At 63.2% G+C, this 14,252-nt stretch carries 13 protein-coding genes and 1 tRNA gene; 5 read left to right on the top strand and 9 right to left on the bottom strand.

Annotated features, from left to right (window positions below):
- Positions 1 to 7: 7 nt before the first annotated feature.
- The 4 genes from QA645_RS12710 to QA645_RS12695 form a co-directional block, all read right to left on the bottom strand.
- Positions 8 to 841, bottom strand: a complete 834-nt coding sequence (locus QA645_RS12710) for a carbohydrate ABC transporter permease (RefSeq protein WP_254133054.1) — start codon at positions 839 to 841, stop codon at positions 8 to 10.
- A gap of 13 nt (positions 842 to 854) precedes the next feature.
- Positions 855 to 1,805, bottom strand: coding sequence for a sugar ABC transporter permease (locus QA645_RS12705; RefSeq protein WP_254133055.1), 951 nt, complete (start codon positions 1,803 to 1,805; stop codon positions 855 to 857).
- 137 nt (positions 1,806 to 1,942) lie between these two features.
- Positions 1,943 to 3,205 (bottom strand): ABC transporter substrate-binding protein, encoded by a 1,263-nt coding sequence (locus QA645_RS12700; RefSeq protein ID WP_283050572.1) that lies wholly within the window; start codon positions 3,203 to 3,205, stop codon positions 1,943 to 1,945.
- Between the two features lies 1 nt (position 3,206).
- Positions 3,207 to 4,148, bottom strand: coding sequence for an N-acetylmuramic acid 6-phosphate etherase (locus QA645_RS12695; protein ID WP_283050571.1), 942 nt, complete (start codon positions 4,146 to 4,148; stop codon positions 3,207 to 3,209).
- A 93-nt stretch (positions 4,149 to 4,241) separates the two neighbouring features.
- Here QA645_RS12695 and QA645_RS12690 point away from each other — a divergent pair, with 93 nt between their 5' ends.
- The 5 genes from QA645_RS12690 to QA645_RS12670 are packed head-to-tail and all read left to right on the top strand — an operon-like array spanning position 4,242 to position 9,171.
- On the top strand, positions 4,242 to 5,120 hold the full coding sequence (locus QA645_RS12690; RefSeq protein WP_283050570.1) for a BadF/BadG/BcrA/BcrD ATPase family protein: 879 nt from the start codon (positions 4,242 to 4,244) through the stop codon (positions 5,118 to 5,120).
- On the top strand, positions 5,111 to 5,866 hold the full coding sequence (locus QA645_RS12685) for a GntR family transcriptional regulator (protein WP_254133059.1): 756 nt from the start codon (positions 5,111 to 5,113) through the stop codon (positions 5,864 to 5,866). Before QA645_RS12690 ends, QA645_RS12685 begins: the two co-directional genes overlap by 10 nt.
- Complete coding sequence (locus tag QA645_RS12680) at positions 5,863 to 6,888, top strand: SIS domain-containing protein (RefSeq protein WP_283050569.1); 1,026 nt, start codon at positions 5,863 to 5,865, stop codon at positions 6,886 to 6,888. Before QA645_RS12685 ends, QA645_RS12680 begins: the two co-directional genes overlap by 4 nt.
- Entirely contained in the window at positions 6,888 to 8,027 is a 1,140-nt protein-coding gene (gene nagA / locus QA645_RS12675) for an N-acetylglucosamine-6-phosphate deacetylase (protein ID WP_283050568.1), read from the top strand. Before QA645_RS12680 ends, nagA begins: the two co-directional genes overlap by 1 nt.
- Before the next feature lie 46 nt (positions 8,028 to 8,073).
- Complete coding sequence (locus QA645_RS12670; protein ID WP_283050567.1) at positions 8,074 to 9,171, top strand: Gfo/Idh/MocA family oxidoreductase; 1,098 nt, start codon at positions 8,074 to 8,076, stop codon at positions 9,169 to 9,171.
- A 131-nt stretch (positions 9,172 to 9,302) separates the two neighbouring features.
- On the opposite strand, the gene QA645_RS12665 is transcribed toward QA645_RS12670, so the two are convergent.
- From QA645_RS12665 to QA645_RS12645, 5 genes are all read right to left on the bottom strand, one after another.
- Positions 9,303 to 9,378: transfer RNA gene (locus QA645_RS12665), tRNA-Lys, on the bottom strand.
- A 167-nt stretch (positions 9,379 to 9,545) separates the two neighbouring features.
- Complete coding sequence (locus QA645_RS12660) at positions 9,546 to 10,142, bottom strand: Spy/CpxP family protein refolding chaperone (protein ID WP_283050566.1); 597 nt, start codon at positions 10,140 to 10,142, stop codon at positions 9,546 to 9,548.
- Positions 10,143 to 10,394: 252 nt separating this feature from the next.
- The gene (locus tag QA645_RS12655) at positions 10,395 to 11,399 is read right to left on the bottom strand and encodes a TRAP transporter substrate-binding protein (protein ID WP_283050565.1); all 1,005 of its coding nucleotides are present in this window, start codon (positions 11,397 to 11,399) and stop codon (positions 10,395 to 10,397) included.
- A 288-nt stretch (positions 11,400 to 11,687) separates the two neighbouring features.
- Entirely contained in the window at positions 11,688 to 13,250 is a 1,563-nt protein-coding gene (locus QA645_RS12650; RefSeq protein WP_254133214.1) for a 2-isopropylmalate synthase, read from the bottom strand.
- A 522-nt stretch (positions 13,251 to 13,772) separates the two neighbouring features.
- Positions 13,773 to 14,018 (bottom strand): hypothetical protein, encoded by a 246-nt coding sequence (locus QA645_RS12645; protein ID WP_283053170.1) that lies wholly within the window; start codon positions 14,016 to 14,018, stop codon positions 13,773 to 13,775.
- Between the last annotated feature and the right edge of the window lie 234 nt (positions 14,019 to 14,252).

Below are 14,252 nucleotides of genomic sequence, written 5' to 3'. Positions count from 1 at the left end.
TGACAACCTATTTGACTGCGCCGGAGGTGAGGCCTGCGATGAGTTGGCGCGAGAGGATCACGTAGATGATGACGACAGGCAAGATCGCCATCGACAGCGCGGCGAGCACGGAATTCCAGTCGGTGATGTATTGGCCGAGAAACTGCTGCACGCCGAGCGTCACCGTATGGGTCGAATCGCTCGACGTCAGGATCAATGGAAACCAGAGGTCGTTCCAGATCGGCACGATCGTGAAGACGGCCACCGTCGCGATCGCCGGGCGCAGCAGAGGCAGGACCACCTCGAAGAAGATGCGGGTTTCCGGCACGCCGTCGCAGCGTGCCGCGTCGCGCAGGTCCTTGGGGATCTGCTGAACGAACTCGCTCAGGATGAAGATCGACATCGGCAGCCCCTGCGCGACATAGACGAGGATCAAGGCCGTCAGCGTGTCGTTGAGGCCGGCGGACCGCATCATATTGAGGATCGCGACGGACCCGAGCCGGATCGGAACCATGATGCCGATCGACAGAAACAGTGCCAGCGCCGTCGAACCGCGAAAGCGGTATTCGGTCAGCGCCCAGGCCGCCATCGCGCCGAACAGCAGCACGAGCCCCATGCTGACGAGGGTCACGATCAGCGAATTCGAATAGTAGGTCAGGATATGGGAGGAGCGAAAAACCTTCTCATAGCCGACGAGGCTGAAAGTCGTGGCGTCCGGCGGCGCAAGCGGGCTGCCGAAGATGGCGCTGCGCACCTTGAACGAATTCATGACCACGAGCAGGATTGGACCGACCGCCAGCAGGCTATAGGCGATCAGGACGAGATGAACGCTCAGGCTCCTTGCGCGCTGCTCCGCCGTCATCCCGCCGTCCCTTTCAGAAAGCGTAACGGCGGATGCGCCGCTGCACGAAGAAGAGATAGAGGCAGAGGCCGACGAGGATGATAAGGAACATGACGGTCGCGACCGCGGAGCCCATGGTCGGATTGCCGAGCTGCAGCTGATTGCCGAAGAAGGTGCGGTAGAAGAAGGTGCCGAGAATGTCGGTCGCGAAATTCGGCCCCGCAAGCGCGCCCTTGATTGAATAGATCAAGTCGAACGCGTTGAAGTTGGCAACGAAGGTCAAGACCGAGACCAGGCTGATCGTCGGCAGGACCAGCGGAAGCTTGATGTGGAAGAAGATGCGGAAATGTCCGAGCCCGTCGACGCGTGCCGCGTCGATCAATTCTTCGGGGATGTTGAGCAGGGCGGCATAGATCAGCATCATCGGGATGCCGACAAATTGCCACACGGAAATGAGGGACAGCGTCACGAGCGCGCTCGATTCGAGCCCCAGCCAGGGAGCAAACAGCGAGCCCAGACCCACGGCCTTCAAGGCGCCGGCAGCGACGCCCCATAGCGGGGAAAGGATCAGGTTCCAGGAGAAGCCGACGATGACAACCGAAAGCATCGTGGGCAGAAACATGACTGTGCGATAAAATCCCTTGAGCCTCAGACCCGGCAGGCTCAGCAATCCAGCGAGCGCGATACCGACTGGATTCTGCACGCACATGTGCACGGCGAAGAAGATCAGATTGTTTCCGAAGGCATTCCAGAATGGCTTCGACCAGAGCGCATCGCCGAGCAGCGTCGCGAAATTGGCGAGCCCGACGAAAGACCGGGCTCCCGACGGATCGCTCGTATAGGTGGAGAGCGTCATCGTCGCAACGAGCGGATAGATCGAGAATAGGGTATAGATCGCCACCGCCGGCCCGAGAAAGAACAGCAGAAGGCCCGCGAGTTTTGCGCGAGGCATCTGGGCAGTGATGTTCGAAACGGATTCGGGCATGACGGGAAGAGATTGAACCTAGCGTGCGTTATCGTCCCTCTCCGCGCCTGCGGCCGGTGCCGCGAGTCAGCGAAGTATGGAGGCAGGTCGAACAAGGAAAATCCCTCTCCCCGCAAGCGCGGAGAGAGGGACTGGCTTCATTTGGCAGGCTTGTACCACTTGTCGAGGCCGTCCTGCAGTTGCTTGCCGGCAGCATCGGGCGTCAGCTTGCCGTTGACGACCTGCGCCGACACGTTCCAAAGCTCGTTTTCCAGGTTTGGTGTACCGCGAGACAGGATCTGATACGAGTTGCGGATCGTCGACTTGCAGGTCTGGCGCCAGCCGACCATCGTCGCCGCGACGTCGTCATCGACCTTCACCGGCGTCTTGGCGAGAGGAAAGAAGCCGGGAAGCGCGTTGGCGTAGATCGTTGCGAACTCCGGCGTCGTTAGCCATTCCAGAAACTTCTTCGCATCTTCCTTGTTCTTCGAAGCTGCGTTGACACCCATCGCGATGTCAGTGTGATCGGAGATATAGCAATCCGCCGTGCCGGCCGGCTGCGGCGGCGGGAATGCCCCCATGGCAAACTTCGCCTGGCCGCGGAATGTCGAGATGTCCCACGAGCCAGCCGCATAGATTGCGCCCTTGCCGAGCGAGAACAGGTTCTGGCTGTCAGCGTAGGTCTGCGCCTGGAAACCCGATCCAAGATACGGTGCCCAGTTCGCGATCTCCTTAAAGGCGGCAACGTATTGCGGATCGGTGAGCTTCTCCTTGCCGGCAATCAGATTGGCGCGACCCGTCTCGCCCTTCCAATAGTCCGGACCGACATTCTGGAATCCCATGGTCGCGGCCTCCCATTGATCAGCCGTGCCCATCACCAGCGGGACATAGGTCCCGTCCTTCTTGAATTTCTCGAGCACGGCGTGGAATTCGTCGAGCGTCTTCGGCTCGGACACGCCGAGTTTGGCGAATGCTTCCTTGTTGTAGATAAACCCTGCGATCACGGAGGCCATCGGAACACAGAAGGTGGTCTTGCCATCGTCGGTCTGCCACGCGGCCTTCGCGACATCAGAGAAATTGTCCATGCCCTTGATGCCGTCGACAGCATCGAGCTGATGTTTCTGATAGAGCGCGAGCGAGGCGTCGAACGGACGGCAGGTAATCAGGTCGCCGGCGGTGCCACCATCGAGCCGCGCATTGAGAGCGGCGTTGTATTCCTTGGGCGCGGACGGCGCGAATTCGATCTTGATGTCGGGATAGTGTTTGTTGAAAGCGGGAATGATCTTCGAATTCCAGATATCGGCGTCGTCGTTACGCCAGCTCTCGATCTTCAATGAACCTGCCTGGGCCGACGCCAGCCCCGCGAGCAACGCCAACGCGGCAACCTCAGTTCCCAATGCGGCCTTGAATGTCCGTCTCATGCTACGCTCCCTTGTTCGGGCCTTCGCCCTCGATTTCGTTGACCTTTGCGCGGCGCAACGCGTCGTCTATGCGGCCTTCTGCAGCGGCGAGCCAGTTGACGGCTTCGCTCATGCTGGCGATGCCGTGGGCAATCAGCACCGCTGGCTTGACATCGCCGCCTGCCTCAAGCAACGCCGCCGCCGCTTTGGCATCGCTGACACCAGCGATCGATGCGACGATCCCGCGCGCCCGTTCCCGCAACTTCGCATTATCGGCCTTCAGGTTGACCATCAGCCCCTGGTGGATGTGACCGAGCTCGAGTCCCATCAATGATGAGAGCATGCCGAGCGCGGCCTTTTGCGCGGCTCCGGCCGCAAGCCGCGTCGAGCCGCGCAGCGCCTCCTCCCCGCTTTCGAGCAGGATCGAGGCGTCGGCGCCTGCGAGCAACGGAGAGGCCGGATGGTGCGCGATGCCGACCACGAAGGCGCCGCGCCTGCGCGCCGCTGCGGCCGCGGCGACGGTGAACGGCGTCGAGCCGCTTGCCGAGACGGCGATCACCGCGTCGCGGGAGAGATCGCCAAGCTCGGTCATGGACCTCTCGCCGGCTACAGCATCATCCTCCGCCGCGCCGTCGATGCGAAATGGCTCGGCGGTCCCGCCGGGCAGAACAATTGCGATGCGGCTCTGGTCAAGGCCGAACGTACCGGGAAGCTCGGCAGCATCCGCGGCCGCCGCAAGGCCCGAAGACCCCGCACCGGCAAAGACCAGACGCCCGCCGGCCCGCCAAATGGCGGCGAGCCGAAGTGCCGCCGTGCGAATGTCCTTTGAGGCAGCCGCAACCGAAGCAATCGCCCGGCGGTAGGAGGCAAGCATCGCGTCTGCAAACACCGCTTCATCGGTCGTCACGATGTCAGCGGTGTCGCCGCACCTCTCTCCCGTCTCCGCGCTCGGCAGTACCAGCATCGTGAATACCAATGGTAGATACCTCTTGTATTCGTTTTAGCCACGTGACATACCACTTGTCTAGAGGCGTTAAGAATATTTTTAGGAGGCTCCTTGGCGACAGCCCGGTTCTTTCTCGGAGTAGACGGCGGCGCCACCCGTTGCCGCGCGAGACTGCGGGATTCGTCAGGCCAAGAGCTCGGGCGCGGGCTCGGGCCGGCTTCGAACATCTATCTCGACTTCGACGAGGCGATGCGCGTCGTGCGCGAAACCATCGAATCCGCGATCAGTGCCGGCGCGCCAAGGCAGGAGATCGCAGTCGGCCTTAGCCTTGCGGGGCTTTCGGACGACAGGGAAGCCGAGCGCGTCTCCGCCGCCCTGCCCGGCTTTGCCCGCATCGTCGCTGTCAACGACGCTGTCGCCGCCTGCGTTGGTGCCAATGGCCTTGGCGACGGCGGCCTCATCATCGCCGGCACGGGCTCGGCGGGCATCGCTCGCGTGGGAGCTCGAACGACCATCATTGGCGGACGCGGTTTCTGGCTCGGCGATGACGGATCTGCCGCACGCCTCGGCGAGTCGGCGTTGCGCGCGACGCTGCGTGCGATTGATGGCCTCGAACCGATGAGCGGGCTCGCGCAAGCGCTCGGGCGTCATTTCGAAGACGACCCGTTACGGATGAGCCGCTGGGCAGCGGACGCGAGACCCAGAGACTACGGCGCCTTTGCACCCCAGATCCTGGACGTCGCCAGATCCGGAGACATGCGCGCGCGCGAAATCGTCGGCGAGGCAGCCGGTGCGATCGCGACGCTTGCAAACGCGCTGACGGCGCTCGGCGCGCAGCGCATTGCGCTTGCCGGCGGCTTCGGTGAGCCCTTGCGGCCCTTCTTGCCGCCTGATGTGGCCAAGCGCCTCGCGCCGCCGCGGCGCGACGCAGTCGATGGCGCAATCCTGCTCGCCGGTGGAACGCTCGCGGAGGACCCGCAATGTCCATGACGGTCGAGACGGCGCCAGGCCAGAAACTCTATCGGGCCGTGGTCGACGCGCTTCGGCGCGAGATCGAGACCGGACGGTTCGCGGAGACGCAATTGCTTCCGGCCGAGCGCATATTGTGCGAGCTGCTCGAGGTATCGCGCACCACGTTGCGCAAGGCGATTGCCGATTTGATCGCCGAAGGGGTGCTGTTTCACCGTCATGGCGCCGGCACCTTCATCCATCGTGCAACGCCGCGCGTCGAACAGCCCTCCTCGCGCCTGACGAGCTTCACGGAAGACATGCGGCTGCGCGGATTGGAGGCGAGCTCACGCGAGCTCGAGCGCGGCGTGTTCCTCCCGACGCCGGAAGAGGCCATGATGCTTGGCGTACGGCCGAACGAACGGGTGTTCCGACTGGGACGCTTGCGCCTGGCCGACGGTTCGCCCATGGCCATCGAGCGCGCCGCCGTGCCGATCGGTTTTCTTCCTGAACAGGAGTCAGTCGGCGATTCGCTTTACGAGGCGCTCTCCGCGAACGGCTTCAAGCCCACCCGGGGCCTGCAGCGATTACGTGCGACCCTCCTCGATCATACGGATGCCGAACTGCTCGGCGTCGCACCGAACAGCCCGGCGCTCTATATCCAGCGTATCGCCTATCTCGCCGACGGATCCTGCGTCGAATTCACGAAATCCTGGTACCGCGCCGATGCGTATGATTTCGTCTCTGAACTCACGCTGTCACCACCGGCCCGAAAGTCGCAGCGATGACGACCCTCATGTTTCAGGAGATCGGCGAGTCGGGCGATGCGGTCGCGCGGCAGCTCAGCGAGAATGCGGAGCCGCTCGCCAAGCTGGGAGCGCGCCTGCGCACCCTCGACCCGCCCCTCGTCGCAACCATCGCCCGCGGCTCGTCGGATTGCTGCGCGCTCTATCTGAAATACCTCGTCGAAATCGTTTCGGGCGTACCCTGTGCCTCCATCGGCCCCTCCATCGCGACACTCTATCGTACGCCGATGCGGCTCGAAGGCGGCGTTTCCGTCGCGATCTCGCAATCGGGACGCAGCCCGGACATCGTCGAAATGCAGCGCGCCGCACGACTCGGCGGTGCGCTTGCCGTCGCACTGGTCAACGACGTCGACTCTCCGCTGGCGCGAGAGGCCGAACTGCTGCTGCCGTTGTGCGCAGGCACGGAACGTTCCGTCGCCGCGACCAAATCGATGATTGCGGGTCTTGTCGCGGGCGCGAGCCTTGTCGCGGCCTGGCGCGAGGACCGGCAACTCGCAGACGCCCTCGCCGCCTTGCCTGGCATTCTGCGCGGTCAAGGGACGGCGCCACCCGCGGCGATGCTCGAGAGGCTCGCAAATGCCCGCAGCGCTTTTGTGCTCGGTCGCGGTGCCACGCTTGCGATCGCCGCGGAGGCGGCGCTGAAGCTCAAGGAAACCTGCGCGATTCACGCCGAGGCTTATTCCGCGGCCGAGGTGCTGCATGGCCCGGCCGAACTCGTAGCCCCGGGCTTCCCCGTCATCGCCTTCCTGCCGTCCGACGCGGCGCGCGAAGGCATGCTGCCGACGCTCACGGCGCTGACCAAGGCCGGCGCAACGGTGATTGCAATCGAAGCGGGCGGTATCGATGAGGAGGATCGTCTCGCGACGGCAAAGGTCGAGGCAACGCTCCTGGAGCCCATCGTCATGATCCACCGCTTCTACCGCCTTGCCGAGGCGCTTGCGCTCCGGCTCGGGCGCGATCCCGACCGCCCGCGCAATTTGCGCAAGGTGACGGAGACTGTTTGATGAGCGTTCTGTCCGGCGCGCGGATTTTTGATGGCGAACGTTTTCTCGATGACCACGTGGTCGTCATCGAAGGCGCCCGCATCGCCGCAATCGTGCCCCATACCGATAGGCCTCACGGCGAGGTGCACGATCTCGGCGGCGGCCTGCTTGCGCCCGGCTACATCGATGTGCAGGTCAATGGCGGCGGCGGAATCCTGTTCAACGACGACCCAACGCCTGAGGGCATCGCTCAAATCGCCGCAGCGCATCGCAAGTACGGCACCGTTGGGTTGTTACCGACGCTGGTGACCGATACGCCGCAGGTGATGGCAGCGGCCATCGCCGCGACGCGCGAGGCGCGACAACGGACTCCGGCGACGCTCGGCATCCATCTGGAAGGCCCATTCCTGGATCCCCTCCGCAAGGGCGCACACGAGCTCGGTTATATCCGCGATCTCGAGCCGAGCGACATCGCGACGATCGCCGAGGCGAATTGTGGCGCCGTCATCCTGACGCTCGCGCCTAACAGGGTCGGAGCAGCGGACATTGCCAAACTCGCGCAGCATGGCGTGCTCATTTCGCTCGGCCACTCCAATGCAAGCTACGCAGAGGCTTGCACGGCCGTCAAAGCCGGCGCACGGGCGTTCACCCATCTCTTCAATGCGATGAGTGCGCCCGCCGGACGCGAGCCAGGCATGGTCGGCGCGGCGCTCGATCTCGACGAGGCTTTCGTTGGAATCATCGCGGACGGTCATCATGTCCACGAGGCGAACCTGCGTATCGCCTTCGCCGCCAAGCGGCATGACCGCTTCATGCTGATTACGGACGCAATGCCACCGGCGGCCGGTGGGCCGGATCAGTTCAACTTACAGGGCCGCCGCGTCACTCGCGCAGACGGCTACCTGCGGCTCGAGGATGGAACGCTCGCGGGCTCCGTTCTGACCATGGACGAAGCCGTACGCTACGCGGTCAACGACGTGCGGCTCGATCTCGCTGACGCCCTCGCGATGGCGTCCCGCATTCCGGCGACGTTTCTACGACGCGACATGGAGCTAGGCCGCATCGCGCCAGGCTATCTCGCGAGCCTCGTACATCTCGGTGACGATTTGCGCGTGCTCGAAACCTGGATCGAGGGCCGGCCAAACGCCGACGGCTGCTAGCGCGACGAGTTGGCAACCAACATCTGACCGAGAGACCGATTGAGCCATGTCCTCGCCCTCCATCTCGACCGCACAGAAGGTTCGCGTTCTCGTGGTTGGCCTCGGCACCATGGGAACCAGTCATGCCCGCGCCTACAGATCGATCGAAGGATTTGAGCTCGTCGGGCTTTGCACCTCGCGTGCAGCCGAGCGCAACGATCTCGAGGCCGAGTTTCTCTCCCTCCCGCGCTTCGAAACCTTCGACGAGGCGCTCGCCAGCCTGCGTCCCGACGCTGTCGCGATCTGCACCTACACGGAGCATCACGCCACCATGGCCTTGCAGGCTATCGCCGCAGGGGCGCATGTTTTCTGCGAAAAGCCGCTCGCCGACACGCTGGAGGCCGCGCGACGGGTCGTCAGCGCGGCACGTACGGCCGGAAAGGCGCTGCTGATCGGCTATATCCTGCGCGTGCATCCCGCATGGTCGCAGTTCGTCGAGATCGGCCGGACGCTCGGAAAGCCGCTCGTGATGCGTATGAATCTCAACCAGCAGTCCGCGGGCTCCTTCTGGGAGGTTCATAAGAATCTCATGCGGTCGACTTCTCCGATCGTCGATTGCGGCGTCCATTACGTCGACATCATGTGCCAGGTGACGCGAGCGCGTCCCGTTGCGGTCCATGCGGTCGGGGCGCGGCTGACGAACGAGATCGCGCCGACCATGTACAATTACGGGCATCTTCACATCGTGTTCGACGATGGATCCGTCGGATGGTACGAGGTCGGCTGGGGTCCGATGATGAGCGAGACCGCTCATTTCGTGAAGGATTTGATCGGCCCGAACGGCAGCGTGTCGATGGTCGCGAAAGAGAGCAGCGAAGCCGCCGCGCATTCGGCCGACCATGACACGCATACGCGGACCAACGCCCTTCGCATCCATCACGCGGCGCGCGGCGCCGAAGGCCATCTTGCAAAGCCGGACGAGTTGATCTCGACAGCTGACGAACCCGGCCATCAGGAGTTATGCGAGCGCGAGCAGCAGCTGTTTCTGGGTGCTGTCCGTGGCGAGATTGACCTGTCCGAGCATCACGAGGACGCGATCAACTCACTCCGTATCGTCTTTGCCGCCGATGAAAGCGTTCGGAGCGGCGAAGTCGTCCGCCTGTAGCTCCAACCGGCATTCTGCCCCCAGCGTCCGCAAGGTGCGTTCAGCCAATTCATCATTGGAGAGCTCGCGTTCGCCCGTCGCGGTGCGCACAGGGGGCGCTCTGACAACGACTTCGCGGCAAGAGTTATTAGTGGTGGGCGCACCAGGGCTCGAACCTGGGACCCGCTGATTAAGAGTCAGCTGCTCTACCAACTGAGCTATGCGCCCGAAAGGCGGTCAATGCCTTGCGAGGCCGGTCGTTTAGCAAAGCGATCCGGGTCTGGCAAGCGATGTGACGCATGTTTTCCAAGGTTCTTCCACAGCCGCCAAAATGCGAAAAGCCGCTGGATTCCAGCGGCTTCTCAGAGGTTAATATCCGGGAAATCCCGGAGCGCTCAAAGACGCCCTTCCCGATCCGGGCCATCGTCGCGGTCGCGGCCGCGGAAATGGTCCATGCCACGCTCCATCATGCGGTCCATGCCGCGCTCCATGAAGTGGCGGGGCGGGCCGTCCTCGCCGCCGCCGAACGGGCCGCGGTGGTGGGTCAGCATGGCCAGACGGCGCTTCTGGCCGTCGTCGAGGCTCTTGTAGAGCGGATCGGCGGCATCGGCGATCTTCTTCAGCGCCGCCGAGGTCGCGCCCATGTCGTCGGCGCGCTGGCGCAGGCGGGCGACCGGATCGTCCGGCTTGTTGCCGTCCTTGGCAGCGTCTCCGGAACCGGTGTTCATCCGCGCATTAGCGCGGTCGATCCGCAGCTTGGCGAAGTCGCGCACGGCGGCCTCGACCGGCGGCCATAGCTTCTCCTGGTCGGCGTTGAGCTTCAGCCCGGCATGGACCGCTGCGATCCGCGCGTCGACGAAGGCGGCGCGGTCTTCGGGGTTCATGCGGATGTGGCGGAAGTGCTCCATCCACGGGCGATGATATTGGGCATAGACCGCGCCCGAGCCGGCGATGCTGAGCACGGCGATGGCGGCGATGGTGAACTTCCTCATACGAACCTCCTCTGGAAGGATGTCCTGAAGATGAGGGTCGGAAGGCCGAGGTGCAACTTACAACTTGGACAGAGAGGGCGTTCTGACGGAGATGTAATTCACTTGAACGTCCGTTCAGCCATTGCTGGACATCATCCGTAACAAAAAAGGGCTTCCGTGCAGCCCGCACGGAAGCCCTCCTTCATATTTCGTTTAGATTCGTTCGACGTGCGCTCGGTTCGTTGCGCCAATTCCTTGTGCTAGTTCGTCGTGCTAGTTCGTCGTGCTCTTGGCTTCCTTCAGGAACTCGTCGATCAGCGGCTGGCCGACGCGGCTTGCCGCGTCCTTGTAGACCGGCTCCATCGCCTTGCGCATCGCCTCGTCCTGCTCCGGCGTGAGCTTGATGATCTCGCTCTTGCCGCTCTTCTTGATCTCGGCGAGAGCGTCGTCGTTTTCCTTCTGCGACTGCGCGTTGTTGAAGTCGGTCGCTTCCTTCATCGCCTTCGAGAGCTGGTCGCGGATGTCGGCCGGCAGATCGTCCCAGAACTTCTTGTTCACGATCACGACGTAGCCGATGTAACCGTGATTGGTCTCGGTGATGTACTTCTGCACCTCGTGCATCTTTTGGGTATAGATGTTGGACCAGGTATTCTCCTGGCCGTCGACCACGCCGGTCTGCAGCGCCTGGTAGACTTCCGAGAACGCCATGACCTGCGGCAGCGAGCCGAGCGCCTTGAACTGCGCCTGCAGCACGCGCGACGACTGGATGCGGAACTTGACGCCCTGATAGTCACTCGGTGCCACCAGCTTCTTGTTGGCGCTCATCTGCTTGAAGCCGTTGTCCCAATAGGCAAGGCCGGTGATGCCCTTCGGCTCCAGCAGCTTGAGCAGCCGCGCGCCGAGCGGGCCTTCCGTCACCTTCCGCAGCGTCTTCAGATCCGGAAGGATGTAGGGCAGATCGAACACCTCGAACTCGCGGATGCCGAGCGGGCCGAATTTCGAGTTGGACGGCGCCAGCATCTGCACGCTGCCGAGCTGCAGCGCCTCGAGCTCTTCCTTGTCCTTGTACAGCGTCGAGTTCGGGTAGACCTCGACCTTGACCTTGCCGCCGGTGTACTTCTCGGCGAGTTCCTTGAATTTTTCCGACGCCTTGCCCTTCGGGGTGTCGGTCGCGACGACATGGCTGAACTTGATGATGATAGGCGATTGAGCCGATGCCGGCCCGGTCAATGCCAAAGCCAATGCCGCGACGGATGCCGCGATCGCGAAGGTGCGCATATTCTCTCCCTTATTGTTCTCTTGGGCTGCCCAATGTGGGCGCCTATCCTCAAGCCGGGAGCATCAATAGCGGCTCGCGCATTGAGCCGCTATTGTCCGTTAGCAGGGCAGCTATTCGCCGTTAACACCGCGGATTCCGCTGCACTCCCTCTCCCGCTTGCGGGAGAGGGCTGGGGAGAGGGCATCTCCACGTCGAGATATTCCCGGTGAGGAAAGAACCCTCACCCGGCGCTACGCGCCGACCTCTCCCGCAAGCGGGAGAGGTGCAACAACCAGCAGCGTCGAGCCTCAGCTCGCCGCAGCCGTCGTCACATTGTCGCGCTGGCGCTTCATGACGATCTTGTTGAGCGCGCCGAGATAGGCCTTGGCGGACGCCACCAGCGTATCCGGATCCGCTGCACGCGCCGTCATCGCACGCCCCTCCTGCGACAGTCGCACCGAGACTTCCGCCTGCGCGTCGGTGCCTTCGGTCACCGCATGGACCTGATACAGCTCGAGCTTGGCCTCGTGCGGCACCAGGCGCTTGATGCAGTTGAACACCGCATCGACGGGACCGTTGCCTTCGGCCTCCTCGATCTTGATCTGGCCGTCGACGTCGAGCTTCATGGTCGCGCGCTGCGGGCCATGCGTGCCGGCGATCACGGTCAGCGAGGTCAGCTTGATGCGGTCGTGCGAGGCCGCCATCTCCTCGTCGACCAGCGCCTCGATGTCCTCGTCGTAGATGTCCTTCTTGCGGTCGGCGAGCGCCTTCATCCGCGTGAACGCATCTTCCAGCTGGTTCGGGCCGAGCTTGTAGCCCATCTCCTCCAGCTTGTGCACGAAGGCGTGGCGGCCGGAATGCTTGCCGAGCACCAGCGAGGACTGCTTCAGACCGACCATTTCGGGCCGCATGATCTCGTAGGTCGAGGCATCCTTCAGCACGCCGTCCTGGTGAATGCCGCTCTCATGCGCAAAGGCGTTCCGGCCGACGATGGCCTTGTTGTACTGCACCGGGAACGAGGTTGCCGCCGACACCACTTTCGAGGCGCGGGTCAGCTGGGTGGTGTCGATCTTGTTCCAGTAGGGGAATTTGTCGTTGCGCACGTTGATCGCCATCACGATCTCTTCGAGCGCGGCGTTGCCGGCGCGTTCGCCGATACCGTTGATGGTGCACTCGACCTGACGCGCACCGCCGACCACGCCGGCCAGCGAGTTCGCCACCGCCATGCCGAGGTCGTTGTGGCAGTGCACGGAGAACACGGCCTTGTCGGAGTTCGGCACGCGTTCGATCAGCGTCTTCATGAAGTGGGTGTATTCCTCCGGCACCGTGTAGCCGACGGTGTCGGGGATGTTCACCGTGGTCGCACCGGCCTTGATGACGGCCTCGACGATGCGGCACAGATAATCCATCTCGCTGCGGGTGCCGTCCTCGGCCGACCATTCGACGTCGTCGATCTGGTTGCGGGCGCGCGCAACCATCGCGACCGAGGTCTCCAACACCTCCTCCGGCGTCTTGTTCAGCTTCACCCGCATGTGCAGCGGCGAGGTCGCGATCACGGTGTGGACGCGGCCGCGTTTTGCAAATTTCACGGCTTCGGCGCAGCGGTCGATATCGGCCGGATGCGCGCGAGACAAGCCGGCGATGACGGCATTCTTGGAGCGGCGGGCGATCTCGCTCACCGCCTCGAAGTCACCCTGCGAGGTAATGGGGAAGCCGGCTTCGATGACGTCGACGCCCATATCGTCCAGGAGCTCGGCGACCTCGAGCTTCTCCTCGAAGGTCATGGTGGCGCCGGGGCACTGCTCGCCGTCGCGCAGCGTGGTGTCGAAAATGATGACGCGGTCCTTGTCGGACTTGTTCGCGGGGGCCATTGCAAATTTCCTTTTGAGCTTTTGCGCCGTCAGTCTGCTGGGCGCTTGAGGTGTCCGGTGATCTCGACCAACCCCTGAGCGCCCAGGCGCGTGGCGCCCAGCCGGCCCTCAGGGGCAAGTAAGAAGAAGGCCGCCAATAAGGAGGGTGGGCAGCAGCGCAGCCGGGATCGTGGCGGCGGCCAGAGCCACCTCCCCCGAAATCCCATCGATTTGGCCGCGAATCAGCATTGCCAGACCCTTTTGAGCCCCAAATCCTCGGTCAAAACCGTTGACGGTTGGTTGCCGGGAGGCTCAACGCGCCGTTTCTAGACGAGAAATGGCCGCAACTGCAACGCCAAAAGATGGTCAGGGGGGCTGACCTGGTTACGAGCCCTCGCCATTCGTGCTGTCATGCCAGACGACCGCCCCTTTTTGCCGGATCAGGGGCGGCAACACATACGAAAAATCAGAATTTCGGTAAAGCGGAATATTTTTGAGCGCGCGGTTACAAGGATGACGGTCGCGCTTGTCGTCTCTAGAAAGCTACCCCGCGCGACGCGAGCGGGCCCTGCTTTCCCAGCGATCCAGCATCTGGCCGAGTTCGCCGACGGCGGGGGACGGAGTTTCGTTGGTGTTGGCGGCAACGGTGGGGTTAAGCCAGTCCGGCTGCGTGTAGCCGCCCGTGCGGCGAGCCGCGGCACGCCGTTTGCGTGACTGGAAATCGCGCGTGAAATAGCCGGCCGCATACGCGATCCCGAGCAACACGATCAATGTGATGACACCCTGCACCATTGGCTGCGGCCTTTCTTTCAAGATTTCTGCGCAGCAATAGAGGCGACGTCAAGGCTTGACAGGGCCCAAACTGGGGCTCGGTTAATTCCCCACAGGCGCGCGAATTGTCGCGTCACACCGCGCAGAACGGCGGTTCACATTTATTCCCGCATGAATCGGCAAATTGGCGAATTCAACGATCTCTAAATCGCACGGAGGATGCGACGTCGGCCCTCGCAACTCATCGCGGAC

It is taken from the genome of Bradyrhizobium sp. CIAT3101 (assembly GCF_029714945.1).
Lineage (GTDB): Bacteria > Pseudomonadota > Alphaproteobacteria > Rhizobiales > Xanthobacteraceae > Bradyrhizobium.
The sequence above is the reverse complement of the archived record's forward strand: the minus strand, read 5'-3'. Positions and strand labels throughout refer to the sequence as shown.